Source organism: Mesobacillus harenae, from assembly GCF_013343715.1.
In the GTDB taxonomy this organism is placed as follows: Bacteria; Bacillota; Bacilli; order Bacillales; family Cytobacillaceae; genus Mesobacillus_A; species Mesobacillus_A harenae.
Genome location: NZ_JABUNR010000005.1, coordinates 124,843 through 149,172, shown reverse-complemented (window position 1 = coordinate 149,172; position 24,330 = coordinate 124,843). Strand labels below are relative to the sequence as shown.

The following is a 24,330-nucleotide window of genomic DNA, read 5'->3' as shown; positions in this document are numbered from 1 at the left end:
TACGCCGGATGAGTCGTTTGATTCTACTGCAAATATGAACCTCAGGTAATGTGTCTCCAAGCTTAGTGACACGCTAAAGGCTGGTTTAAGGATTTGGGTATGTTTCATTCAAAAATGTCACAGACTGCTGAATTAATGCCTTTAATACGACTATATCAATATCTGCTATTTTATTGATGTATACACATGCTTTCCCTGAAGTATGTTTTCCAAAATCCTTTAATAAAGCATCTCTTTGTGAGTCTCCTGTTGCAAAATATAAACTGATTTTGGATTTTCGAGGTGAAAACCCGACGAGAGGCGCGTCACCTTCGTGACCAGTTTTATATTTATAATGATAGGAACCAAACCCGATAATACTGTCGCCCCACATTTTTGCTTGGAAGCCAGTCGTTTCAGAAAAAATATCTAATAATTCATAAGCATCTTCACGCTTTTTAGGATTTTCGACTTTTTCTATAAACTCAATGACATCGCTGTCGTTCTGTTTGGTTTTTAGCTCATACATACAAACAAACACTCCTTACCGAAGCTTATTGTAAATCTATTATTTATTTCTTCATCAAGGACTAGTGTACCTGCTTGTAGCTAAGATCTTGCCTTATTCGTTACTAGTTCTGATTTCATGTTATTTTCAACATCGAATCGCTTCCGTTCTCCGTGTTTCCTTTACTTAGTCGGTGTCCTCGAGTCGCCTATGCATCACTAGAGGAAACAACCCCGGGAGTCCTGCTCCCACGGCTAAAGCCGCGTCGCAAGGCTGCAAAGAAGCCATTTCAGGTAGATGCCTAGCTGCTGAAGTCAAAGAACGACTTCATCTTCAAGCCCTCCAGCGCTTGTCGAAGCTAAACAGTCGGCTCCACATTAAGGTTTGTCGGGGCTGTTCAAGGCGCTTGCGCTTTTGTTCTCATCCAGCTCCAGCGCCCAGCGACTAGTGTACTTCGGTCACCTTCCTATGATAAGTCAACATCGAATCGCTATTGCTCTTCGTGTTTCCTTTATCTCAGTCGGTGTCCTCCAGTCCATACGTCGCTTAACGGGCGCTTGCGCTTTTGCTCTCATCCAGCTCCAGCGCCTAACCCCTTGAGTCGCTTCGGTCCAGCTGATGAAGTCAAAGAACGACTTCATCTTCTGGCCCTCCAGCGCTTGTCGGGGCTGTTCAAGGCGCTTGCGCTTTTGCCGCTAAAACCAGCGGGAGCCTTTTGTTTCTTTGTTATTTCCTTTTTCGATTCTATATCCTGGTTTCAATGTCATTTGTTTTGAATATTTGTTTGTCTTGATTAGAAACAGAGTTCGGTTTCGCGGATGGTGTTCAATGATCTCAATTGATTTTATTTGTTCGTCTTTGAAATATTTGTGCAGCTTCTTTTTTTGCTTTTCATGGTTTTCTCCATATAAAAAATCATAAATAATTTTAAAGACGTATATAAACAGGAACCCCACAATTAAAATATAGATAAATGATGATATAAAATTAACAGACACGGTCGACATCCTTTCATATATTACTATAGGGAATTATAACGTTTATTCACTAAAAAGGGAAAAATGGTTGAGGATAAATAACACTGCAAGCGGTTTCTTAAACATTGAAAACTAACCAAGAAACTTGTATGATAAGAATAAGAAGCAATTCTGAAAATTCGGAACCAAAAGGAGAGAAATTATGGTGAAAAAAGTACCTGATACATGGTGGAATCAAATGACTTTGCCGGCAATTGCCGCTCCGATGTTTCTAGTATCTGGGCCAGACCTTGTGAAAGCCTGCTGCATGAATGGAGTAATAGGCTCCTTTCCCGCTCCAAATGCTCGGCCGATAGAGGTGCTTGACGCCTGGATGGGACAGCTTAATGAAGATCTTGAGGCTGCGAGAGCAAGCGAACCTAACCGGAAAGTTGCCCCCTGGGCAATGAATATGGTCGTACATAGTTCATACAGCCGCCTTCAGGAAGAATTAGCGTTAGTTAAAAAACATAAACCACAGCTTGTTATTACCTCGCTCGGCAGCCCGAAAGTGGTCGTGGATATCGTTCATGAGTATGGCGGGCTAGTTTTTTCAGATGTTAGCAGCGTAAAGTTCGCTAAAAAGGCAGCCGAGGCTGGTGTAGATGGACTTATTTTAGTGGCAAATGGTGCAGGAGGCCATGCTGGTGAGATTAACAGCTTTGCGTTTGTAGATACGGTACGCAAATTCTGGGATGGCATTGTTATTCTGGCTGGCTCCATCTCAACTGGAGACAGCATTTTGGCCGCGCAGGCAGCTGGGGCAGACCTTGCTTACATGGGAACACGCTTTATTGTTGCGACTGAAAGTATTGCGGATAATGAATATCGTGAAATGCTTGTCGAAGCTTCCCAGGAAGATATTGTGCTTACAGATGCTTTTTCAGGGGTCAATGCGAATATGCTTAAGCCAAGCATCGTTAAAGCTGGGCTTGATCCTGAGAGTCTGGCAAAGAAAGACAGCGTTAATTTTGACAGCATGCAGAAGGATACAGACGCTAAAGCCTGGAAAGATATATGGTCGGCTGGTCATGGAGTTGGCGCAATCCAAAAGATTGATTCGGCAGCGAATATCATTAAGCAGCTCGAAAGTGAATACCAGGCAGCTTTAACGCGTTTGAATAATCAGACTGCCAAACTTACTAGTTTGCCAGTTAAGTAGACACTAAAGTCTAATCCTCGATTGGATTAGGCTTTTCTTTTAACGAAATTATACTAACCGGTTAGAATGCTAACATTCCAAGGAGGAAAAAGTATGAAAACAGTACAGGAACTTACGGAAGAGCTTAAACAAAAAAAAGAAGCGGCACTGCTAGGTGGAGGACAGGACAAGATAAAGGTACAGCATGAAAAGGGCTTGCTTACAGCCAGGGAACGGATTGAAAAGCTAGCTGATCAAGGCTCATTCATGGAACTGGGCATGTTGAATACATCCGACGTCAGTGGGCAGGAGCACAAAAGCTACGGAGACGGACTGATAGCGGGAATTGGGAAGGTAAATGGGCGCCCGGCAGTGATTGAGGCTGGCGATAAAACGGTTTTTGCCGGAACGGAGGGAAATGTTCACATTCGAAAGTCGAGAAGTATTCATGAGTTTGCCGTGAAAAACGGGCTTCCTATGTTTTTTCTAAATGAGGGCGGAGGACTTAGAATGCCGGATGGAATGGGCTCTGACGGAATCAGCGACAAGCTTTTCCCAAGGGAAATGCTTACTCATCACAGGCAGGTACCTACCATGTCAGCAATCCTCGGTGACAGCTTCGGCGGGCCAACCTGGATGGCGGTTGGCAGTGATTTTGTTACCCAGCTACAAGGCACATGCATGGCGATTGCTGGTCCAAGAATGCTCGAGCTCGCGAATGGACAAAAATTGACTCCAGATGAACTCGGCGGGGTTGATATGCATAATAAACATACCGGCCAAATCGACAACAATGGGTCCACAGAGGATGAGTGCATTGATCAGCTTAAGACGTTCTTTTCATATATGCCGCAAAACAGTAATGAACGCCCTTCAGTCAGGCTTAGCAATGATGATCCGTATCGGTCCGTTGATGAGGTTTTAAATATTCTTCCGCCTAAAAGCAATCGCGTTTATGATATGAAAAAAATTATTAAAGAGATTGTTGATGACGGGATTTTCTTTGAAATGCAATCTAAGTTTGGTAAAGCATTGATTACAGCATTTGCCCATCTAAATGGCCAGTCGGTCGGAATTATCGCCAGCCAGCCAAACCAGTTTGCTGGGGCACCAGGACCACAAGAGTGCCAAAAGGCTACAGAGTTTATTTGCCTTTGTGATTCCTATCATATTCCACTAATTTTCCTGCATGATACACCGGGATTCAGAATCAGCAGTGAAGCGGAAAAGGCGAAAATGCCAACAAAAATCATGGTGTGGAACCAGGCTCTTGCATTAGCAACTGTTCCAAAAATTTCAGTTGTAATACGGAAAAGCATAGGTGCAGCCTATGGAAATATGAACGGTCCGGGCATGGGTGGAGATTTAGTGGTTGCCTGGCCATCTGCGGAAATCAATTTTACAGGACCGGAAGTTGGCATTAATGTCGTGTTTGGCAGAGAATTGGCCCGAGCGGAAGACCCTAAGGAAATGCGCCAGCAATTGTTAAATCACTGGTCGTTTGATAGTTCACCTTATAAGGCAGCTGCTAAGCACCTGATCGATGATGTCATTGAGCCGCGCGATACCCGGAAATTCCTTTGCCAGTCGCTCGAATTTCTCTTAACCTCGAAAAGGGAGAAAAGTGATCGGCTTTTGGCAACCTGGCCGACGGGGATATAATCCATCCGTTAAAACCTGAAGCTCGTATCCTCTAATGGCAAGTGATACTATGTAGGTATAAGTTTTGTACACAGCTGAATGGAGGCTATATTATGGAGTTTAAATTAGAGCGTCCTTTTCATGAGGATCGTGCTTTCAAAGATGTGATTCATGATAAAAAAACAATTGCAGTCTTTGCCCGCTATCCCGGCTGACCAGTTTGTCGAGAAGTACTCACGCAGTTGCGTGAACATCATCCTGAACTTACAGCCACAGGGTTTCAGGTCATCGTCCTAACCCCGTCAAAACGGGAATTTCTCGAAAAATTTATCGATGCATTCGGTCCATATCCCTTTGAAATTTACGGGGACCCTCGCCGCCAGCTTTATCGAAACATGGGACACATTACAATGGCAAAGCCTAAGCTCCTATTAAAGGCTGCAGTTGGCCTGTTAAAGGGCGGCACAAAAGCTTTTATGCCAGCCGATCCAAGCCAGAAACAAATTGTCCAAGAGGCTATGAAATCTCAAGATATTTATATTCAGGGCGGAACATGGATTTATGATGAAAACGGAAAGGTCATCTGGAGTCATATCGATTCTTCTCCTGAGGATCATGCTTCGATCTCAACCATTTTAGAAAAAGTGAAATGATTCAAGGCGCATACTAGAGCACTGCTGATAAATTCAGCAGTGCTCTTTATTAGCTGTTAAAAGGAGGTGCACTTTGAAAAAGGCTGATCTTCTGCTGATTATCTTAGTTCATTTGGGAACGAGTCCAGCAGTGGCATTGAGCTGGGCGTATGGCGTATACCTTCGTTGTCTGGAAAGGAAACGTCTATGAGGTAACGGAGGAAGAAGTAAAGGAAGTCGGAGAAGTCTTTGGTAAAGTTAAAAGAGGTGTAAATGAAAGGACAGGCGAATATTTCGGCAATGCCTCCAATGGCTTTAAAAAAGGCACAAAGTATTATGAAATCAAGGGAGTTTCACCGAATTCTGCGGTTGAAGACCAGACGAACCACTATTTGAAAGCGGTTTATGCCCATGAATCAACTATCAATTTCCTGCTTTAGGATCAACCGGAATGGCACTTATATTCTTGGAATGCTTGGATTGCTTGTTTTGATCCTTTATCTTAATGAAAAAAAGCGAGCGTAGTTTATAACAGGAAACTTCGTCAACCAAGAGTATGCGGTGTGTTTTGACCATTCCCTGAAAAAATGATGAGATTCTATTCTAATAGAATTAGGTTTCTCCGAGGTTTAGTGAATTTAAAAGAGCTTCCTCTCTTTGCTAGAGGAAACTCTTTCATTTACCGATGTTATATTCCAAAACCAACTCGATGAGATTCAAGTTCAGAGTCCCAAGTCTGTTTCTTTGATTTCCGATTCGCAGTCTGGAGCTCGCTGCAAATGAGATCAATGTCAACTGCTTGTTCATAATGATATTGTAGGGCAATTGAGGTATATAATTCATTCAGCTGAGCAAACGAAAAGCCGTCAGATGCCTCGATAATTCTGTCGAGATCAGCTGTATCTATAAACTGGAGGATATTTTTTTTAGAAAGATAGCTTGATCTCAAGTCTTGGGCCGGCAGTTTTAATTCATAGGCCCGATCAAATCGGCCGGCTCGATTTATGAGAGCGGGGTCAATTTTTTCAGGATAATTTGTCGTCCCGATTAGGAAAATGCCTTCTTTCGATGTTGCACCATCAAGCACGTTCAAAAAAACGGAACGAACATGCTCTGGCATCGAATCGATATCCTCAATAACAAGGACCATCGGTGCCATTTTGGCAACAGACGAAAATACCTCATTAATTGAATAACTGGATGTGAATTCGGTAATCTGCCAGTAAGCAACCGGTGCAGAAATGCTGTTGGCAATGGATTTAACTAGCGTGGTTTTTCCGTTGCCAGGTTTCCCATAAAGGAGAATCCCTCTTTTATAAGGGATGTTATATTTTTTATAAAACTCCCTGCTTTCCGAGAAAAACTCATCAATCGACCGGTAAATCTCCTTTTTCAGGTGTGCTTCCAAAAACACTTCTTCCCGGGTGACTAAGCTCGTAATCCTCTCTTTCCCAGTCTCGGCTCCATCTTCTGTATCGGTAAAAACCGTCACGTAATTTCGTATGTATTCGCGCTTTCGCTGTAGCACATAGCGGAGGAATAGTTCCAGGCTCTGTTTGTTTTTAGCAAAAATCAAATCATGAGTTGTATCCATATGACTTTGAAAGATGGGAGACCGCGCTAAAGCAACTTGGAAATCAGGGTAAAAGTATATGGAATTCGGGATCCTTTGCTTGGAAATCAGCTCCATCACCTTGTCGGTATGGTTGGAGGAAATTGTCTCAATCTCAATAACATCGAAGATATGGGAGACGAGCTGGACTTTATCGTTACCGTTTTCAAGATCCTCCTCAAGAATTTCCCAAATCTCATTTGAGGTTTCATCATCCGAATACTGCTGGAAGTCAAATCCGAAATTTTGCTGCAATTTGTCTTTGATTTTATGGATAACGAATCCATATTCATAAAAATTAGGGAGTTTACTAGAATCGACTTCTTTAAAAGACATCACATAATTGTTGCTGGTCATAATTTATTCGTCCTTTTCATTTGATGAAAACCTATTAGCTACATTTTACTTCAATGGCTGACTTTTAAAAAAGCAGAAAATTAATCCAGTTAAAGGGTTTTTTTAATAAAGGAGTATCTTAAAACGATAGAAGTTGTGCAAAGTAAAAAAGTTCTCGGCTAGTGCTTGGCCAGAACTTTCATTATCACCCTATTTTTGATAAAAAAGTGATGATTAGATTATTAACAATTGTTGAAAATGTTATCAGCGTTTCGGCTGGATGGAAAAAGTTTGGTCCTGATCAGTATGCAGTCTTTAAAACATCAGTTTTCTAGGATTTTAGGTAAATTAACTTATAAACTGCTTTGGATCAACTTTTGTATTCTAGGACTATACTCTTAAAAAACTTTTAGTGTGATATAGATCACAACTCTTTTTGTTTAGCTCCCTTATAATCACCATGAGAATGTTGAAAACATATAAGCAGAAGGTTGAAACAAGACAAGGGAGTTGTATTTAAAATGTTAAACAAGAAGACAGTAGAAATTATTAAGTCAACGGTACCCGTCTTGGAAGAACATGGAGAAGCAATTACGACTCGGTTCTATGAAACGATGTTTCAGAATCACCCAGAATTATTAAACATTTTTAACCATGCTAACCAGAAGCAGGGCAAACAGCAGCGAGCTTTGGCTGGTACAGTATATGCAGCAGCAAAGTACATTGATAGTTTAGAAGCGATTATGCCGGTTGTTACGCAAATTGCCCACAAACATCGAAGCCTTGGAATTAAACCTGAGCACTATCCAATTGTAGGAAAGTATTTGCTTTTTGCAATTAAGGATGTTCTAAAGGATGCGGCGACAGACGATATTATAGAAGCGTGGGGAGAAGCGTACAATGTAATAGCCGATGCTTTTATAAGTTTAGAGGCGGAAATGTACGATCAAGCAGAAAAACAAACAGGCGGCTGGGATGGCTTCCGCAGCTTTATTGTTTCTAAGAAGGTTATCGAAAGCGAGGTTATAACGTCCTTTTATCTAAGACCGAAAGATAATGGCCCTATTGCTAGCTTCGAACCCGGCCAATATATCAGCGTGAAACTTGAAATTGCAGGAGAGGAATTTACCCATATCCGTCAATACAGCTTATCTGATGTTTCGCACAAAGATTATTATCGAATTAGTGTAAAGCGTGAGGATGGATTGGAAACTCCGGATGGGAAGGTATCTAATTTCCTTCACCAAGAAATGGCTGAAGGAGATACCATTAATATAAGTGCGCCTGCAGGCGACTTTATACTGGATACGCGCAAACAGTCACCAGTTGTTCTGCTTAGCGGCGGCGTTGGACTGACTCCAATGGTGAGTATGCTAAAAACAGCAGCAGCCCTCCAGCCTGAACGGGCAGTTACCTTTATTCATGCAGCGGCTAATGGGAAAGTACATGCGCTTAAGAATGAGGTAAAAGCACTATCAGAACAAACAAAATTTAAGTCATTTGTTTTCTATGATTCTCCTACAGAAGAAGATCGGTTGGCAAACGCCTTTGATGTGGAGGGTTATGTGACAGAAGAGTGGCTGGAACAAAACACTGATATAGCTCAGGCGGAATTCTTTTTCTGCGGCCCTGTACCCTTTATGAAGGCAATAAACCGATCTCTTAAAAATTTAGGAGTTGCAGATGAACGCATTCATTATGAGTTTTTTGGTCCAAAGGGAGAGTTGGAAGGTTAAAAAGAATTGATAATGAGTTAGTTCTGTTAAGTGGAAAAATAGAAATTGTTTGTGGTTGTCGGCTTTTAAGTCGTTTGTAGAGTCTTAGTGGAAGGCGATTCGGACTGCAGGAGCAGAAAATGGCAGGTTTGAGTCCGAATAGGAGGTTGATTCGGACAGCCAAGATAGAAGATGGTAGGTTCGAGTCCGAATAGAGTGGGATTCGAACAGCCGGAGCAGAACTTTTACAGACCAAATCATTTACGATTTGGTCTGTTCCATTTGTTTATTATTTATCTTTTAGACTTATCTTTATTCGGGAGGTCCCATTTCCTCCAATGGGTAAAAACGGAATTTGACCTCACCGATGATTGAGCTTCTGGAAATGAATCCGAAAATTCTGCTGTCTTTACTTCGCAATCTGTTATCTCCCATAACAAAATATTGATTTTTAGGTAGTTTTAGTGGTCCGAAGTCCTCTGTAAGCCTTGCCAATCCCTTTATTTTTGCGTCTTTTATATTTTCAGTTAGATAATATTCATCCACCAAAACCTTATTAATAAACAGCTGGTCATTTTTCATTTCGATTGTATCTCCTGGAAGGCCAATGACTCTTTTAATGTAGTTATCTTCGGAATCGGGGGAATGAAAAACAATCATGTCCAAATGCTCTATTTCACTTATTTTAAAGACTACGACTCTATTATTATCTTCAAAGGTAGGCATCATCGATTCGCCTTGCACGGCAACAGGTGTAAAGAAGAACTGCCGGCAAATAAACGCTATAATTAAAGCAAAACCGATTGATTTGGCCCATGAATAGATTTCACCTTTCGTGCCTTTAGCCACACCTATTCCTCCCCAACTATCTTTTCCCTTACCTATATTTTCGACCCGAACATGGAAATTCCTTTGTTGCTTTAAATGAGGTTTCTAATAAAAATTTCTTCCTTAATGAAATAAAAAGGCTCTTTTCTAAAAGACTGTTGCTTTTGCATGATGTGAGATAATAAAAGTTGATTGGAACGGTAGATGCTAGACTCATCGAAAACGCTGTCGCATCTTCCTTCGTGCGTGGGTGTATTTGAGGAAGCCCTTCAATGTCCAGTGGGATCACCCCCGTCCTTCGGAAAGAGAGCATCGGAAGCGGAAGTCAACGACTGCTTGTTAAAGGGCAACAAAGTTTACGAAATCCGCTAAAAAAAAAGACGCCTCACGGGCGCCTTATCGCATATGATCATCTTCAATGGAAGTATCTTGTTCAACAGTTACATAATTCAGTCCAGCGGCAGCAGCGAAAGCAACTCCTAAAGTGATGAATGTGGTTAACATTATGTACACGCTCCTGTCAATTTATTGTTACTAGTTATATTCCCGCTTAACAAAACTCTAAACCTTATAAACTAAAAAAAGTTACAAACCTGTAATGAAATAACAATATAGCTTTAATATGTTAGAATACTCAGTTATATCATTGATGACAAACCAAAGAGTCCATGACTCTTTAATGATTAGAAAAATAACACTTAATTTGTTCAGCCATATCCTCTTTATTGGCAGCAAACTGCTTGTGACGGTGGCCGTTACCTCCCGAAGGATGAGGAAATCCTCTAAGAATGGTAGTGGCCTTTAGATAATTCCTCTTAAGCAGGTAATTGAGCACAGCTGCAGTTTTTATGCCAAGCGGAATGATTAGCGGTTCTTCCATTCTTTGAAGGGAGGGTGCAAAATGCTTCAGAATGTATTGTCTTAGCAGATCGTTCTTCAGCATATCCGGCCGGGAACCGTTGAAATTTTTACCATTGAAAAAAACAGGGTAAGGCAGAACTCCTGTGGTATGAACGAGATGATTAGCGCTGCTAAAAAGCTCCATGGATGTTTTGATATTTAAATAAGCGGGAAGGCCAAGCTGGTCGAGCATGGTCACAAGATTTTTCCGCATGGTACCTTCGTAGCTTGATTCTTTTTTTGCCATATGCAGCAGCTCTTCGTCGCTAAGCCCTAAGGCGAGCCTTTCTCGAACCGCACTATATGATTTTTTCATTTGATTGAGCCCTGGCGTTATACCGACCATGAGGATTTTTGCGTGGTCATTGAAATAATCAACAGGCGCATAATAAATATCTAACGGCAGTTCAGCTGATTCCTCAAGCAGGAAGTTTTCAGACAGAAGCTCATTTTCATGAATTGGCAGAGTCAGCTTTGAAATTTTTTCTTTAAATTCTGCGAACCTTGCTCCTATAATAATTCCCATTCTAATTTGGCACCTCCTGACTATATACCTTCCCGTTTAAGGCCAGCTGCATGCAATTTTACCGTTAAAGATGGTTTTGAGTAAAAAGAATTTCCTTAACACCAAAAGCCCAGTTTTCTCATACCCTGTTTTAGAGGAATAATAGGGGAGGAAGCCATGATTATACATGTAGTTGAAAGAGGAGAAGCTTTATGGCAAATTGCCAGCCGTTACGGCGTAAGTGTGACACAAATCAGTGAACTAAACGAACTGCCTGATCCCAATCGGCTGGCTGTCGGGCAGGCTCTTGTCGTTCCAACATCAGATGTGACTCATACCGTAAAAGCCGGAGAGGCACTGTGGATGATTGCCAGGCGCTATGGAACCTCGGTTGAGGAAATAACGAGGCTAAACCAGATTGAAAACCCGGCCTTGATTTACCCAGGGATGGTTTTACAGATTCCTGCTAATAGCCATACAATACAGCCAGGTGAAACACTATGGCAGATTTCACAGCGGTACGGGGTAACGATCCCGGCTCTTGTCGAGGCCAACCAAATACAAAACCCTAACGTTTTGTATCCAGGGCGCGTATTAACAATACCTAGAAGGAAGCCTGTTATTGAAACAAATGCGTTTACTTACCACTCCGATGAAACGGCCGTCCAGCTCGTTAGTAACGTGGCCGAGCATTTAACTTATATTGCGACGTTTGCTTATGTGATTCAAGAAGACGGTTCTCTCCAGAATTATATGAAGGATGATACGGACGCTATCCAGACAGGACTTGCTGAAAATGCTTTGCCGATGATGTCGATTACCAATTTTACCGCAACAGAAGCGGGGGAAAATATTGCTCATGCTGTCTTGGCTAGTCCGGAAAACAGGGCGCGGCTCCTCACCAATATCCTTTCAGTTCTAAGGAACAAAGGATATCAGGGTCTAAACATCGATTTTGAAAATGTACTGCCGCAGGATCGTGAACTATACAACGAGTTTTTACAAGAATCAGTTGATGCGCTGCACCGGGCAGGTTTCTTTGTTTCAACCTCCCTTGCACCAAAGATCAGCGGAGAGCAGAAGGGCTTATTGTATGAGGCACACGATTATCCTGCCCATGGCCGAATCGCCGATTTTATAGTCTTAATGACCTATGAGTGGGGCTACCGGCTAGGACCACCTCGGGCTGTGTCTCCTTTAAATGAAATAAAAAGGGTACTGGATTACGCGGTAACTGTAATTCCGCGCGATAAAATTCTAATGGGATTTCAGCTGTATGCAAGAGACTGGATTATTCCACATGTGCAGGGAAGAGAAGCCGAAACATACAGTCCCCAGGAGGCAATCGCCCGGGCGACAAAGTATGGAGCAACGATTCAATATGACCCGGTGGCGGCTTCGCCGTTTTTCTACTATACAGATGAACAGGGACGGCAGCATGAAGTCTGGTTCGAAGACGCTCGAAGTGCCCAGGCAAAGTTTGATTTAATCAAGGATTACAATCTGCGCGGGGTCAGTTACTGGGTGCTGGGTTTCGCCTACCCGCAAAACTGGGTCCTGCTCGAAGACAATTTTACAATAAAAAAGCTGATGTAAATGCCCGGGTCTTCCAGGCATTTTTTTCTTCGTTAAGAAATACAGAATTTCCGATTTGAAAAAAATATACATCATGCGGCATCTAGTGTCTTATCCCTCATTATGAGTTAAGGTCAACATTGTATACCACAGCTCTTTTCGTATACCCTTTATCTCAGTTGGATTGCTACTGCGCAAATCGATTAATGTGTGCTTAGGAAGTTGGAAGTTGATCTCCTCTAAACTTGATTAGATTGTGAAGTTTTGGGATGATAAAAAGCAGGAGGGATGATGGTGAAAAGTGTAAGTCCTTATATTTTTATTGAAAACTGCAGTGAAGCAATGGAATTTTATAAAGATGCTTTGGGCGGTGAAATCAAAAAAGTCCAGTTAGCAGATAATATTGAACAGTTTAAAGGCCATGAAGGCAAGGTACTCCACGCTGAATTGCTTGTAGGCGATAGTGTTATTCACTTTTCTGATCTATTCGGAACAATGACACACGGGAATCTTGTTAAAATCACCCTAGAATGTGAGAGTGAAACGGAAATCCGGCACGTGTACGAGGCCTTGCTAAGCGGAGGCCAGGCAGAGGTTGAGCTTCAGAATACCTTCTGGGGAGCAATTCATGCCAATGTGACGGACAAACATGGGGTGGGCTGGCTCCTTAATTATCAAAAGTAACATAATGGATGAATCTTTTTGAAGCATAAATCGTACATAATAAAGGTCATTTAGAATGGGGTGAAATGTGATGAGCAAAACGAAAAAAATAATGGCGGGTGTAACCTCAACTGCTCTTGCTTTAAGCTTGGCAGCCTGTGGAACACAATCAGCAGAAGAAGATGCAGATATCCTGCCTGTACCGGAGGATGAAGATTGCGAAGACTGGGAGTGGGATGATGACGAAGGTGTCTGGAAGTGCGACGAGAAAAATTCCCGGTTTTTCGGACATTACTTTTTCCTTGGCCGATTCTTTGGCAATAGCGGACTTTTAGCACAAAATCGAGATTACCAATCTTATAAAAACAGCGCAGCTTTTAAAGGCGGCGCAATAGGTGATAACAAAACGATTAAACGGAGCACCGGCTTTGGCAGCGGTTCCAAAAGTACAGGCGGTTGAATAGAAACGGGGGATGGCTATGAATTTATATTTGAATTTCGGGGCCTATTTAGTTAGTGCACTAGGCTTACTGATTGCAGGAGTATTCCTGTTTGAAATCACCACAACAAAACTCAAGGAATTTCAGCTTATTGGCAAAAAAAATGTAACTGCTGCTTTATCGCTTGGCGGTAAAATGCTTGGACTCGCAATCGTACTTGGCGCAGCTGCAGAGTATTCTGTCTCACTTGTCGATATGGTCATTTGGGGGGTTATTGGGATTGTCTCCCAAATTGTGTTTTTTATTTTAGCAGAGGTTGTCACAATTCGCTTCAGTATCCATAAAGCAATTGAAGAAGATAACAGGGCAGTCGGCGTGATGCTGTTTACCCTGTCGCTTTCAGTTGGCTGGATTGTTGCGAAATGTCTGACCTATTAAGGGTGATTGTATGAATAAATTAACCTACTTCATTGATACAGGCAAAGGCGATTTTGAGCCTTTTTATGAATATAAAATTCCTGAAGTTGGAGCTGATGAGATATACGCTCGCCAGCTTTGCACCTACTTCATAATGAAGGGGATCCAGTATGAACTCGTCTCAAACGAAATGTCAGAGGACGAGGAAATCTTGGTGCTTAAGCAAGTTGGGAACAGCGAGAGCTCGGTGGATGAACAGTTTTATCGCGGTAAAGGCCTTCACCTTGAATTTCGGAGATACAGCGAGCGTGAGCGTTATCGGTTACTGACATCCCGGCCCGTTGAAACTCACTTTGATATCATTCGCTACCTGATTAAAGATGTTGTCGATGTTCCTGAGCTCGGCCAAATGGAGGTCACTTCAACTGAAATTGATGAAGACCGCGCTGTGTATGTTATTTATGTAAAAAATATTGGAGAACGAGGATAATGTTTTCTGAGGATAGGCAGCAGTTTTATTGCAAAGTGGATCACTTCTGGCATGATTTATATGGGGAAGAGTATGCGCTTTTTGATATCGCCTATATCGATAAGAAGGAAGCTGGTGTTATTCATCAGGCATCAGATCGAATCGGACGCATCTTTTTTAAAATAGCCAGCCTGCTCCGCAGTGTTCCAGATGAGACTTTACTTGAAATGGGATACCCGAAGGAGGCTTTGGCATTTCTTCGGCTAAAAGTGCTTCAGGCAGAGAGTGTGATTTCACGCCTTGACCTTGTTAAAAACAGCGGTACATATAAGGTTATCGAACTAAACTCCGATACCCCAACGTTTATAAAAGAGCTTTTTCATGTGAATGGGTTTGTTTGTGAGGAGTTTAATGCAGAAGACCCAAATAGCGGAATGGCGGAAAAACTCTCGAAGGCGGTTCGAAATAGTATATTCGAATCTGCCATAAAGGTAGGCACTCAGGAACCCTATATTGTTTTTACAGCTCATAAAGACAATGAAGAAGATCGGAATACAGCGCTGTATTTACAGGAAATAGCCGGTCTGCCGTCAAGGTTTATTCCGCTGGATCAGCTTCAGATTGAGCAGGGTTCAGGGTTATATGATAATGAGGGTAGAAGGGTTGATGTTCTGTATCGCCAGACATTTCCGGTCGAAAATTTAATTTCAGATGAAGATCAGGACGGAAATCAAATCGGTCAGTGGCTTCTTGAACTAGTAGAAAATGGAAAACTGGCCGTGGTTAATCCGCCATCTGCCTTTTTGCTGCAGAATAAAGCAGTTATGGCGGTAATTTGGGGGTTGCATCAAGAACGCAATTCATTTTTTACCGAGATTGAGCATGAATGGATCGCGGAGCATTTCCTGCCTACGTACTTGGAGCCTGCTCATTTTTTAAAAAATAATCTGGCTTTTGTAAAGAAGCCAGTCTTTGGTCGTGAAGGAGATACTGTTCAAATTTTCGATGAGGCCGGACAGTTGAAAAGTGAGGATAAAGAAAAATCCTATACACAGTACATGTCGATTTATCAAGAATTTATCGAGCTGCCTGTGATTCCTTTTAAAACTGAAAAGGGTGAAAGAACTGGTCATCAACTTGTTGGAAGCTTTTTGATCAGCGGCAGAAATGCTGCCATAGGCTTTCGAGTTGGTGACGCGATCACGAACAACTTATCATATTATTTGCCCATCGGCATAAAAAAGGGGTGAAGAACATTGTGGATTTTATACCAATTTTTCTCGAAGCTCATTAAAGTAAGACTTTGGCAGGTAATAGTTTTGACGTTACTGGTACTAGCGTTAAGCAGTTTGATTATCCAAAAACTAGAGCCTGATACCTTCCCAAGATTCCTTGATGCACTATGGTGGACGATGACAACGGTTGTAACGGTTGGATATGGTGATTATTCACCAGTGACTGATGCAGGGCGGATTTTTACGATGATTCTGTTATACACAATTGGAATAGGCGCCATGGGGGTTATCATTGGGAAAATCTTTGAAAGCTTCAGCCATTTCCGGAGACTAAGGGAGGAAGGGAAATTGAAATATACAGGCAACGGGCATTATATATTAATCGGATCTTCAAAAGAAAAACTCGGTAATGTAATTGAAGAGATCGTCTCCAGCGGAAAAAAAGCTAACATCGTAGTAATCGACCATGCCGGCAAGTCACCGATTGACGATGATCGCGTTCATTTTATCAGCGGTGACCCGGCCGAAGAGGACATCCTGATGATGGCCAATATACTGGAATCAAACTCAGTGTCCATTTTTACAGATGAGAAAATCGAATATGCAGAATATGCGGATGGAAAAACACTTCTAATCGCTTCAAGAGTTGAGTACATATCGAAAAAATACGATAAAAGCTTATATACAATAGTAGAGATTATGAAAGAAAAAAATATTTCTCTTTTTGAATATGCAAAGGTCGACGAATTTATTTTATCAAATGAATCGGTATCTAGATTGATGGCGCAGGCAGCGATCCACCCAGGATCTAGCCGGCTGTTCAAACAGCTGCTAAGCAAAGCAGAGGGCGAAAACCTATATGAAATTGTCAAAAAACCGCACTGGAACACATATAAGGATGCCGCGATGGAACTGTTTGAGCAAGGAGCCATTTTAATCTCGGACGGCAATCAGCTTGATATCGCCCGCAGGCATAACGAACAAATCCCGGAAGGTACAAAAATGTTTGTCATTTGCGATAAAGAAACATATGAAAAAGTAGTGTGAGAGTCTGCATCCCAGTTGGGGTGCAGGTTTTTTTTGTGCGTATGGCTGTTTTTATTATTCAGAATATTTGATGATCAGGAATTACGATCTAACTCCCCGGAATAATCATCCATGGGCGTTGAATTATGGGCAAACTCCCTCGAATTCCTCCCAAACTCCCAGGAATAAACAATAACCTCCCATTATGAAAGAGAACGAGAAGGAAATTAAGAGGATCTATCGAATTTTTAATACAAGAATGATAAGGAGTGATGTTTTTGATCGCGAAAAAACGTAAAATTCCACTGAAAATTTTAATTTTGGAAGCATTGCTGAGGAGGCTTCCGACTGATCATCGAAAAAGACAGCTGATTGAACAAGAATTGACCCGGCGGTATGCTGGATATTATGGGGAGGAATCAATTGATTATTATTTAAGCTTTCTCAATGAAAAAAAGTATCTTGTTTTTCACCAACTCCGTATGGCACGCAGCCAATTTTTCTTCCAAATTGACACCCTGCTCGTATCCTCAAACTTTACTCTCCTACTAGAAATTAAAAACATCTCCGGCACGATAACGTTTGATAACACATTTGATCAGGTAACAAGAGTTTATAAAGGTGCTGAGGAAAGGATGATCAATCCGATTCTTCAGGTAAAGAGGCAGCAACTCCAGTATCAGCAATGGCTTGATGGCCAACAATTAACCAAGCAGCCGATGGAACATCTTGTTGTTTACTGTAATCCAACAGCTATTCTTAAGATGACATCATATAATCCTGAAGTAAAAAAAAGAATTTGCCATTCTGAGCAGCTTTATGAAAGGATTCAAGCGTTTGAATCTATATATAAAGAAGAACCTATTGATAAAAAAGAAATAAAAAGACTGAAAAGACTACTAATAAAAAACCACGAACCTGAAAAGTATGAAATCTTAAAATCATTTTCCATCGAGTCCGAGGAGATTATAAAAGGTGTCCTGTGCCCTGACTGCAGCCATACGGCCATGAAAAGAAAGCGCCAATCATGGCACTGTCCAGTATGTAAAATAAATATAAAAGCGGCATACAAACAGGCTATTCTTGACTATTTTTTAATAATCAAGGATACAGCTATCAATGAGGACATCCGAAACTTCTTAAATCTAAATTTCCCCCAATCAATCTTCAACTTTCTCTCAAATATGAACTTCTCTGTCTCCGGAAAAACTAAGGGGAGAGTTTATCATTCGCCTTTTATCGATTACTAGATTTTTATAATTAAAAAACGCCCGGGGATCAGTTCACACCGGACGTTCCATACTATATTAATCTCTATGCTTGTCGTTAAATTTATCTGAGACGTCTTCTTTAGCGTTACCATAAGTCTCTTTAAGTTTGCCTTCGCCTTTGTCCATGCGGCCTTCTGCTTCCATTGATTCGTTATCAGTAAGCTTGCCAAACTGTTTCTTTGCTTCGCCTTTTACTTGGTCAAAGCTGCCTTTTGTTTGTTCTTCGTTTGCCATGAATATAGCCTCCTTAAGGTCTAATAGTATATAAATACCCGTAAAAAGCGAGAAGAAACTGGATAGTTTTCCCTGAAAGCATCAAATTTTGATAGTAGGAATGGTAAAAGAGAACAATTATTATATCTGGTCCGGCAGATCAACTATTAATGAAAGGAGTGGAAATTCCTGCGAAGGAAATTCACAATGAGGCTGGGAAGAACTGGTTTGTGCCCATGAGGCTTCCTATTATAGAAAAATACTAGATACTATAGGACAATTTAAATAAAATAAACCCAAGTCCAGGCTTGGGTTTATTGTTCCTATATTTCTATAGAATGGCTTTCATTATCTGGTTCATCCTGAATTTTCATAAATCTCCTTAATAAAACCAGGAAGACGATTTCCATAATCATCGAGGAGCTGACTATTATGAATATAAGGCCCAACAGCATATTGCTTCCCATGTTCATAGTAAAGGTTTGCAGAAAACTATTGCAAAGCATCACTATCATATAGACCAATAGGGTTGTGGAGGTACGGCTAACGAGGTCGCTTTCCCCGCGTTCTTTCACGATACTGATCATCATTTTAAAAACAAAGAAAACGAGAACTAATTTTAATAGCCCAATTGCATGCATGTAAAAGGCCCATCCATCAATCGGTGCAAGCTGTCCAAACTCATTAGCGGTTTGATTTTGCTGAATAAAGATGGTTGGAAGCGAAACGAACATCAAGATAAGTGCCAGTGTTTTTGCCTTTTTTCCGGCGGGATCTTCTGTTGCCGCGGACTGTACGCCCCAAAAAATCAGCAGGTAGCCGAGCGGATCGGGCAAAATATCAACGACTATTAAATGAATCTCAATTAATACTAAAATAAATCCCCAAAACAGTTTGCTGAAGCTGTTTCTCATCATTAGTATGCGCCCCCTTGCTGGTCAACTAGTTCATCGACATCCTTTTGTTCTAAAGAAGGAAAGTCGTTAATAGGGGCCATAATGTTAAACCTCTCTCCATTTTCGGTTGTACCTTGTAGATTAAGACTAAACTCAAAGGCACTCGTCCTTTCTGGGTTAAAGTAAATCATCATTCTCAGCCATTCATCCTTTTCAATTGAATAAGGAAAGAAATCATCGTTGGCTATCACTCCATCGATCTTGTTCCAGTCCTCATGCAAACTTTGATCGTACCATTCGGGGATATCTCTTCCGTCTTGAAGGGCATCCAGTTCCTTCAATTTTTCCTGATCTAAGTTAAGCTTAACTTCTAGGTCATCAGCTGCTTCTGGAAAGGGAATTTTTATAGCTTCTAGTGTTACTTTTTCGGTAGCCACAAATGCTGTATCACTTCGATGGCTTGAGCTTCCTGAGCTCATCCGGAAATCAAATGGCAGCTCAGCTTCCTGTTGGGGATAGAATGCGACCTTTCCAATATCATAGGTTCTTGGAGGGTACTGATCAAAACCAACTTCCATTGATTCGAAAGTCCAAGTCCCATCACCGCTAATAGGCAAGGAATGTTCAGGAAATGGGATCATAACGGATTTTAAGTAGTGATGGCGGAATTCCTGGTCATAATGAAAAGACATTCCTTGGTTATTAGGATAGAATTCATGTCCATCAATTCTCAAGTAATGCACATTTGCGGGGTTTTGCTTATTGGTAAGGTAATAAAACGTAAGCATGCTTTCTCCATCTTTGATGTAATACGAATCGGAATAGTGCTTTAAAAAGATCGGCTCATCGAGCTGTTTTGATTGAAAATATGTATAATTGCCAGCCCAGCTAATTAAAATGACAATCAGCGCTGCCCATAAATATTTTTCTTTCATACTGTCCTCCTGTTTCTATTATTCTCCTTCTATAAAAGTACCATATTTTCAATGATAAAAGGTCTAAAACTTTAGGAAGCCCTAGACCTGACCTTCCTCATTTCTTTTCTGGAATTCCCACACACTTCTTAAGTTCCGATCAAATGATTTAAGCTCATCAGTGCGGTGCAAACCTTTTAAAAAACTGCACCTAGCTAAAGGCAACCTCCTTAAACCATGACTTCAATAGATACAAACTTAACTTCTCTGTCCAAGTTAAGATATTTAAAATCATCCCATTCACCTTATAGGAACTTCTCAATCCCAAACCTTAAGGCAAGTTGTCCCTCAATCCAGTGTTATTACCTCCACAGTTCGAAGATGCGCGATTCGACTTAAATATACAAACCATAAATACTATAAAAACCTTCCCAACCTCCTCCTGTTACAATTTCGACACAAACCGGGGGTAAATAGGGGAGTTTCCCTGAGTAGATAGGGGATTCCCCTGATAAAGAAAAAACGTCTCTCTCTTTACAATAAGAGTAAGAAAACAAACAGGTTTACATTAAGGGAGGACTTAAGCATGCAAGCAGAAATTTCAACTAAACAAACAGCGACGCATTCAAAACCATCTGGTAATGCATTCGCTTCAAAATTTGCTAAATCAATGTTTATAACGGTTAGTGTCATTGTGTTTTTATCCTTTATTGCAACGAGACAGTTTACTCACGTGGATTTAAATCTTTATGGCTACATGGTCGGAACGATCGTTTTTATCGGAGGCTTCTTCTACCGGTTCATCGCCTGGGGCGAAAGACCGCCAACAAAGATCTTCATAAAAAAAGGCATTAAGCTTCTTTTTAGAAAATCAACAGCGAAAACTTCTGTTGACCATCTGGCAACCTATAACTTTATCTGGAACCGTGGAATCTACCGCTGGACACAGCACATCATGATGGGGTGGGGTGTCATCCTTTCCTGTATGGTAACTTTTCCGCTCGTATTTGGATGGATGTACTTCACAATGCCGGAAAACGGATTCTACACTGTAGTCTTTATGGGAATCAACCTGATGACGGTAAAAGCTGATGGCATACTAGCATTCTTCTTTTATAACGCATTAAACTTTTCAGCAGTTATGGTAATCACAGGTGTTTCAATGGTGTTCTACCGCAGACTTAAAAACATGCAGGCAAGAGCAGAACAAAAATTCATGTATGATTTCCTGCCACTTTACTTGCTGCTGTTCATTAGTATTACAGGGTTATCATTAACCTTCCAAAACGTAGTGCTGCACGGCTGGGGCCAGCCGGCCATGTCACTGATCCATCAATGGGGCGTAATCATCACACTCATTTACCTTCCTTTTGGGAAGCTTGCTCATATCCCGTTCCGGCCGCTCAGCGTGTTTGCGAGAAACTATCGAGAGCATTATATGGAACAGTCCAAGAAAGAATGTAAAGTTTGCGGAACATCATTTGTTTCTACTGAACAATCACAGGATGTCGTTAATGTACTTGGAGTAAACAATATGGAATTTGAAACAAAGGAAGGTTTCCATCTTGCTGAATTATGTCTTCCATGCAGACGGAAATACCGGATTGCACAATTCTCCGGATTCCCAACACACGAAGTAAAGGTCAAGGAGGCCAACCAGAATGCAAAGGGATAAATTTTTTAAAGAAGTCGAAAACGTAACTCACCCAAACGAAAAGCTAGTTAAAACTCATTGCAGCTACTGTGGGATGCAATGCGGAATGAATCTTAGAGTAAATACAAAAACAAACAAAATCATCGGGGTAGAACCTCGTTATGACTGGCCGGTAACGGTCGGGAAAATGTGCCCTAAAGGTGTTACAGCTTATCAGCAGACAAACCACGATGACCGGATCCTAAAGCCATTGATTCGGGACGATGCTTCATTAAAAGGAACCAAAGAAGGCTTCAGGGAAGCGAGCTGGGATGAAGCGTACGACTTGATCGTGAATAAATTCCAAGAACTTCAAAATAATTATGGGAAAGATTCACTAAGTGTTTATAGCGGCGTATCGATGACCAACGAAAAATGTTACCTGACTGGTAAGTTTGCTCGTGTGGGCTTACAAACTCGTTATATTGATTATAATGGACGTTTTTGTATGGCAAGTGCTGCCGGCGGATTTATGAGATCATTCGGAGTTGACCGGGGTTCCACACTTCCATGGACAGATCTTCATGAGACAGATTGTTTATTTATTGCCGGCAGCAACACTGCTGAGTGCCATCCAACATCAATGTTTCGAGTGTGGGCAGTTCAGGAGAGAGGTGGTTACTTAATTGTAGCCGACCCTAGAGAGACACCAATCGCCAGAAGAGCCGATGTTCATTTGGATTTAAGACCAGGAACAGACCTTGCCTTAGCAAACGGAATTTTGAATCAATTAATTCAAAATGGCTATGCCGATGAAGAATTTGTTAACAAACATACAAATGGCTTTGAAGAAACAAAGGAACTAGTGAAACTATTTACACCAGAATACACGAGTGAACTTACTGGAGTTGCTCCGGAGAAAATTATACGTGCTGCTGAAATATATGGTAAAGCTCCTAATGCTATCGTTATGTTCGCCCGCGGTATTGAACAGCAGGTTAAAGGTGTAGACAACGTTTCAGGGTACACAAACATGGCATTAGTAACAGGTAAAATTGGCCGCCCTAAAGCAGGTGTTGCCACGTTTACAGGTCAAGGAAATGGCCAGGGCGGGCGTGAGCACGGGCAAAAGGCAGATGCCCTGCCAGGCTACAGGAAGATTGCAAACCCTGAGCACGTAAAGGAAGTAGCTAAGGTATGGGGAATTGAACCCGAAGAAATGCCAGAAGCAGGGGTTTCCGCTTATGAAATGTTCGGATTAATGGAGCAGAAGACGATCCGCGGTTTGTACTTATTATGCTCAAACCCAGCAGTGTCTGCCCCAAATTTGAATTATGTTAGAGAACAAATGAAGAACCTTGATTTCATGGTATGCGCTGATTTCTATCTGTCAGAGTCTGCAGAATTTGCAGATGTGATTCTTCCTACAACAACGTGGGCTGAAGACGAAGGGACCGTTACAAACCTTGAAGGACGTTGTATAAAAATTAATAAAGCACAAGAGCCGCTTGGTGAATCCAAACCAGACTGGCAAATTCAAATAGAGTTATGTGAACGCTTAGGAAGAGGGAAATACTTCTCACATTTAAAATCAGCTAGTGACGTTGGTGAAGAATTCCGTTTAGCTTCAAAAGGCGGCAACGCAGATTACTACGGAATTACCTGGGATAAAATCGAAAAACAAGATGGAGTATTCTGGCCTTGTAAGGACGAAAATGACAAGGGAACACCACATATGTTTTTGGATAAAAAATTCTATCACCCAGATGGTAAAGCAAAGATTTGTGCATTGCCATACCGTCCACCTGCTGAGGAGCCAAGTGAAAAGTTTCCCCTCCGGTTAACGACTGGCCGCGTTGTCTATCATTACCTCTCAGGCAACCAGACGAGACGGATTCAATTTTTAAAAGATATGTGCCCGGAGGCCTATGTTGAGGTTCACCCCGAAACCGCACAAAAATATAACATTAGCCATGAAGAAAAAGTTCGCTTGTTTACACTTAGAGGCGAAGCGATTTACAAAGTTAAAATCACAGAAGCGATTCGTAAAGATACGGTTTTTGTCCCTTACCACTTCGGACATGACCAATCTATTAATCTGTTAACAATTGCCGCGCTTGATCCAATGTCGAGGATGCCTGAATTTAAAGCATGTGCAGCACAGATTGAAAAACTCGAACTAAAGAAGGTGCAATAAATGGAAAAAAAGAGGCTATATTTAGAACTCGAAAATTGTATAGGATGCCGCTCTTGTCTGGCGGCCTGTACCCAATGCGGGGGACATGAAGAACGGAACCGAAACTACGTCTATGATGTCAACCCCTTGGTCAATCGGCAAACGATGCCTCTCATGTGCCTTCATTGTGTGAATCCGGCATGTGCCAGAAGCTGTCCAGCCCAGGCGATCCAAATTCATGAAACAGGAGCAGTATTATCAGCTTTAGTTGAAAAATGTATCGGATGCCAAAACTGTACGATTGCTTGCCCATACGGTATTCCAAAGTTTGATGAAGAACAAAACTTGATGTACAAGTGTGACCTATGTATCGATCGTACAAAGGATGGCATTCCGCCAATGTGTGCGAGTGTATGCCCATCCAATACACTTCAGTGGCTGTCTGATTCGGAAATTGAAGCTAAGCAAAAACAATTCAACCTTGATAACGGAAAATGGGTTACAAGCCTGCCATATTTAGAAGGCGAAACTAATGTAAAAGTTAATCTCCCTGGTATTTTGCAGGGAACCACAAAGCTGTTTTAGGAGG

General features: G+C 41.5%; 24 protein-coding genes and 1 pseudogene. 16 read left to right on the top strand and 9 right to left on the bottom strand.

The window, feature by feature from the left end:
- Positions 1–85 precede the first annotated feature (85 nt).
- The 3 genes from HRJ06_RS08135 to HRJ06_RS08125 all read right to left on the bottom strand — a co-directional run bounded on the left by HRJ06_RS08135 (position 86) and on the right by HRJ06_RS08125 (position 1,485).
- Positions 86–508, bottom strand: a complete 423-nt coding sequence (locus HRJ06_RS08135; RefSeq protein WP_174731628.1) for a DUF1801 domain-containing protein — start codon at positions 506–508, stop codon at positions 86–88.
- 455 nt (positions 509–963) lie between these two features.
- The gene (locus HRJ06_RS08130) at positions 964–1,128 is read right to left on the bottom strand and encodes a hypothetical protein (protein WP_174731625.1); all 165 of its coding nucleotides are present in this window, start codon (positions 1,126–1,128) and stop codon (positions 964–966) included.
- Positions 1,129–1,182: 54 nt separating this feature from the next.
- Positions 1,183–1,485: a hypothetical protein gene (locus HRJ06_RS08125; protein ID WP_174731622.1), complete on the bottom strand. Its 303-nt coding sequence runs from the start codon at positions 1,483–1,485 to the stop codon at positions 1,183–1,185.
- Positions 1,486–1,666: 181 nt separating this feature from the next.
- On the opposite strand from HRJ06_RS08125, the gene HRJ06_RS08120 reads away from it, so the two are divergent.
- The 4 genes and pseudogenes from HRJ06_RS08120 (at position 1,667) to HRJ06_RS08105 (ending at position 5,357) form a co-directional block, all read left to right on the top strand.
- The gene (locus tag HRJ06_RS08120; RefSeq protein WP_174731618.1) at positions 1,667–2,665 is read left to right on the top strand and encodes an NAD(P)H-dependent flavin oxidoreductase; all 999 of its coding nucleotides are present in this window, start codon (positions 1,667–1,669) and stop codon (positions 2,663–2,665) included.
- A 93-nt stretch (positions 2,666–2,758) separates the two neighbouring features.
- Entirely contained in the window at positions 2,759–4,306 is a 1,548-nt protein-coding gene (locus HRJ06_RS08115; protein ID WP_174731615.1) for an acyl-CoA carboxylase subunit beta, read from the top strand.
- 206 nt (positions 4,307–4,512) lie between these two features.
- Positions 4,513–4,938, top strand: a pseudogene (locus tag HRJ06_RS08110) (AhpC/TSA family protein); the annotation flags it as partial.
- 149 nt (positions 4,939–5,087) lie between these two features.
- A complete protein-coding gene (locus HRJ06_RS08105; protein WP_174731609.1) occupies positions 5,088–5,357 on the top strand; it encodes a hypothetical protein in 270 nt (89 codons plus the stop codon).
- A gap of 248 nt (positions 5,358–5,605) precedes the next feature.
- Here HRJ06_RS08105 and HRJ06_RS08100 read toward each other — a convergent pair whose 3' ends face one another.
- Positions 5,606–6,886, bottom strand: coding sequence for an ATP-binding protein (locus HRJ06_RS08100; RefSeq protein ID WP_174731606.1), 1,281 nt, complete (start codon positions 6,884–6,886; stop codon positions 5,606–5,608).
- A 500-nt stretch (positions 6,887–7,386) separates the two neighbouring features.
- On the opposite strand from HRJ06_RS08100, the gene hmpA reads away from it, so the two are divergent.
- Positions 7,387–8,601: an NO-inducible flavohemoprotein gene (hmpA, locus tag HRJ06_RS08095; RefSeq protein ID WP_174731604.1), complete on the top strand. Its 1,215-nt coding sequence runs from the start codon at positions 7,387–7,389 to the stop codon at positions 8,599–8,601.
- Between the two features lie 291 nt (positions 8,602–8,892).
- Here the strand turns inward: hmpA and lepB are convergent, their stop codons facing one another.
- Both lepB and HRJ06_RS08085 read right to left on the bottom strand, forming a co-directional pair.
- On the bottom strand, positions 8,893–9,429 hold the full coding sequence (gene lepB, locus HRJ06_RS08090) for a signal peptidase I (protein WP_174731601.1): 537 nt from the start codon (positions 9,427–9,429) through the stop codon (positions 8,893–8,895).
- A 655-nt stretch (positions 9,430–10,084) separates the two neighbouring features.
- Positions 10,085–10,834, bottom strand: a complete 750-nt coding sequence (locus HRJ06_RS08085) for a hypothetical protein (RefSeq protein WP_197969885.1) — start codon at positions 10,832–10,834, stop codon at positions 10,085–10,087.
- A gap of 156 nt (positions 10,835–10,990) precedes the next feature.
- On the opposite strand from HRJ06_RS08085, the gene HRJ06_RS08080 reads away from it, so the two are divergent.
- The 8 genes from HRJ06_RS08080 (at position 10,991) to HRJ06_RS08045 (ending at position 17,888) form a co-directional block, all read left to right on the top strand.
- Positions 10,991–12,409: a glycoside hydrolase family 18 protein gene (locus tag HRJ06_RS08080; protein WP_174731598.1), complete on the top strand. Its 1,419-nt coding sequence runs from the start codon at positions 10,991–10,993 to the stop codon at positions 12,407–12,409.
- A gap of 270 nt (positions 12,410–12,679) precedes the next feature.
- Positions 12,680–13,072 carry a VOC family protein gene (locus tag HRJ06_RS08075; protein WP_197969899.1) on the top strand — a complete coding sequence of 131 codons (393 nt, stop codon included), beginning with the start codon at positions 12,680–12,682 and terminating at the stop codon, positions 13,070–13,072.
- 70 nt (positions 13,073–13,142) lie between these two features.
- Complete coding sequence (locus HRJ06_RS08070) at positions 13,143–13,511, top strand: aminotransferase yhxA (protein ID WP_174731592.1); 369 nt, start codon at positions 13,143–13,145, stop codon at positions 13,509–13,511.
- Positions 13,512–13,530: 19 nt separating this feature from the next.
- A complete protein-coding gene (locus HRJ06_RS08065) occupies positions 13,531–13,929 on the top strand; it encodes a DUF350 domain-containing protein (RefSeq protein WP_174731589.1) in 399 nt (132 codons plus the stop codon).
- 10 nt (positions 13,930–13,939) lie between these two features.
- Positions 13,940–14,398 (top strand): RNA helicase, encoded by a 459-nt coding sequence (locus HRJ06_RS08060; RefSeq protein ID WP_174731586.1) that lies wholly within the window; start codon positions 13,940–13,942, stop codon positions 14,396–14,398.
- Positions 14,398–15,627: a glutathionylspermidine synthase family protein gene (locus HRJ06_RS08055; protein ID WP_174731583.1), complete on the top strand. Its 1,230-nt coding sequence runs from the start codon at positions 14,398–14,400 to the stop codon at positions 15,625–15,627. The genes HRJ06_RS08060 and HRJ06_RS08055 overlap by 1 nt, the downstream gene beginning before the upstream one ends.
- A 6-nt stretch (positions 15,628–15,633) precedes the next feature.
- On the top strand, positions 15,634–16,659 hold the full coding sequence (locus HRJ06_RS08050) for an ion channel (RefSeq protein WP_174731579.1): 1,026 nt from the start codon (positions 15,634–15,636) through the stop codon (positions 16,657–16,659).
- A gap of 257 nt (positions 16,660–16,916) precedes the next feature.
- Positions 16,917–17,888 (top strand): nuclease-related domain-containing protein, encoded by a 972-nt coding sequence (locus tag HRJ06_RS08045; RefSeq protein ID WP_174731568.1) that lies wholly within the window; start codon positions 16,917–16,919, stop codon positions 17,886–17,888.
- A 57-nt stretch (positions 17,889–17,945) separates the two neighbouring features.
- Here the strand turns inward: HRJ06_RS08045 and HRJ06_RS08040 are convergent, their stop codons facing one another.
- From HRJ06_RS08040 to HRJ06_RS08030, 3 genes are all read right to left on the bottom strand, one after another.
- Complete coding sequence (locus tag HRJ06_RS08040) at positions 17,946–18,143, bottom strand: CsbD family protein (protein WP_174731565.1); 198 nt, start codon at positions 18,141–18,143, stop codon at positions 17,946–17,948.
- A 302-nt stretch (positions 18,144–18,445) separates the two neighbouring features.
- Entirely contained in the window at positions 18,446–19,039 is a 594-nt protein-coding gene (locus HRJ06_RS08035) for a hypothetical protein (protein WP_174731562.1), read from the bottom strand.
- Positions 19,039–19,953, bottom strand: a complete 915-nt coding sequence (locus tag HRJ06_RS08030; RefSeq protein WP_174731559.1) for a hypothetical protein — start codon at positions 19,951–19,953, stop codon at positions 19,039–19,041. Before HRJ06_RS08030 ends, HRJ06_RS08035 begins: the two co-directional genes overlap by 1 nt.
- 565 nt (positions 19,954–20,518) lie before the next feature.
- On the opposite strand from HRJ06_RS08030, the gene HRJ06_RS08025 reads away from it, so the two are divergent.
- From HRJ06_RS08025 to HRJ06_RS08015, 3 genes are read left to right on the top strand one after another with little or no spacing between them, the layout of a single operon-like run.
- Complete coding sequence (locus tag HRJ06_RS08025; RefSeq protein WP_174731556.1) at positions 20,519–21,607, top strand: hypothetical protein; 1,089 nt, start codon at positions 20,519–20,521, stop codon at positions 21,605–21,607.
- The gene (locus tag HRJ06_RS08020) at positions 21,594–23,762 is read left to right on the top strand and encodes a molybdopterin oxidoreductase family protein (protein WP_174731554.1); all 2,169 of its coding nucleotides are present in this window, start codon (positions 21,594–21,596) and stop codon (positions 23,760–23,762) included. The genes HRJ06_RS08025 and HRJ06_RS08020 overlap by 14 nt, the downstream gene beginning before the upstream one ends.
- Positions 23,763–24,326 carry a 4Fe-4S dicluster domain-containing protein gene (locus HRJ06_RS08015; protein WP_174731551.1) on the top strand — a complete coding sequence of 188 codons (564 nt, stop codon included), beginning with the start codon at positions 23,763–23,765 and terminating at the stop codon, positions 24,324–24,326.
- Positions 24,327–24,330 lie beyond the last annotated feature (4 nt).

Bases quoted from the DNA above. Each gene is read 5' to 3' on its own strand.
- HRJ06_RS08135 (WP_174731628.1), bottom strand. From the start codon at position 508: ATGTATGAGCTAAAAACCAAACAGAACGACAGCGATGTCATTGAGTTT.
- HRJ06_RS08130 (WP_174731625.1), bottom strand. From the start codon at position 1,128: ATGAAGTCGTTCTTTGACTTCATCAGCTGGACCGAAGCGACTCAAGGG.
- HRJ06_RS08120 (WP_174731618.1), top strand. From the start codon at position 1,667: ATGGTGAAAAAAGTACCTGATACATGGTGGAATCAAATGACTTTGCCG.
- HRJ06_RS08115 (WP_174731615.1), top strand. From the start codon at position 2,759: ATGAAAACAGTACAGGAACTTACGGAAGAGCTTAAACAAAAAAAAGAA.
- HRJ06_RS08105 (WP_174731609.1), top strand. From the start codon at position 5,088: ATGGCGTATACCTTCGTTGTCTGGAAAGGAAACGTCTATGAGGTAACG.
- HRJ06_RS08100 (WP_174731606.1), bottom strand. From the start codon at position 6,886: ATGACCAGCAACAATTATGTGATGTCTTTTAAAGAAGTCGATTCTAGT.
- hmpA (WP_174731604.1), top strand. From the start codon at position 7,387: ATGTTAAACAAGAAGACAGTAGAAATTATTAAGTCAACGGTACCCGTC.
- HRJ06_RS08085 (WP_197969885.1), bottom strand. From the start codon at position 10,834: ATGGGAATTATTATAGGAGCAAGGTTCGCAGAATTTAAAGAAAAAATT.
- HRJ06_RS08080 (WP_174731598.1), top strand. From the start codon at position 10,991: ATGATTATACATGTAGTTGAAAGAGGAGAAGCTTTATGGCAAATTGCC.
- HRJ06_RS08075 (WP_197969899.1), top strand. From the start codon at position 12,680: ATGGTGAAAAGTGTAAGTCCTTATATTTTTATTGAAAACTGCAGTGAA.
- HRJ06_RS08070 (WP_174731592.1), top strand. From the start codon at position 13,143: ATGAGCAAAACGAAAAAAATAATGGCGGGTGTAACCTCAACTGCTCTT.
- HRJ06_RS08065 (WP_174731589.1), top strand. From the start codon at position 13,531: ATGAATTTATATTTGAATTTCGGGGCCTATTTAGTTAGTGCACTAGGC.
- HRJ06_RS08060 (WP_174731586.1), top strand. From the start codon at position 13,940: ATGAATAAATTAACCTACTTCATTGATACAGGCAAAGGCGATTTTGAG.
- HRJ06_RS08055 (WP_174731583.1), top strand. From the start codon at position 14,398: ATGTTTTCTGAGGATAGGCAGCAGTTTTATTGCAAAGTGGATCACTTC.
- HRJ06_RS08040 (WP_174731565.1), bottom strand. From the start codon at position 18,143: ATGGCAAACGAAGAACAAACAAAAGGCAGCTTTGACCAAGTAAAAGGC.
- HRJ06_RS08035 (WP_174731562.1), bottom strand. From the start codon at position 19,039: ATGATGAGAAACAGCTTCAGCAAACTGTTTTGGGGATTTATTTTAGTA.
- HRJ06_RS08030 (WP_174731559.1), bottom strand. From the start codon at position 19,953: ATGAAAGAAAAATATTTATGGGCAGCGCTGATTGTCATTTTAATTAGC.
- HRJ06_RS08025 (WP_174731556.1), top strand. From the start codon at position 20,519: ATGCAAGCAGAAATTTCAACTAAACAAACAGCGACGCATTCAAAACCA.
- HRJ06_RS08020 (WP_174731554.1), top strand. From the start codon at position 21,594: ATGCAAAGGGATAAATTTTTTAAAGAAGTCGAAAACGTAACTCACCCA.
- HRJ06_RS08015 (WP_174731551.1), top strand. From the start codon at position 23,763: ATGGAAAAAAAGAGGCTATATTTAGAACTCGAAAATTGTATAGGATGC.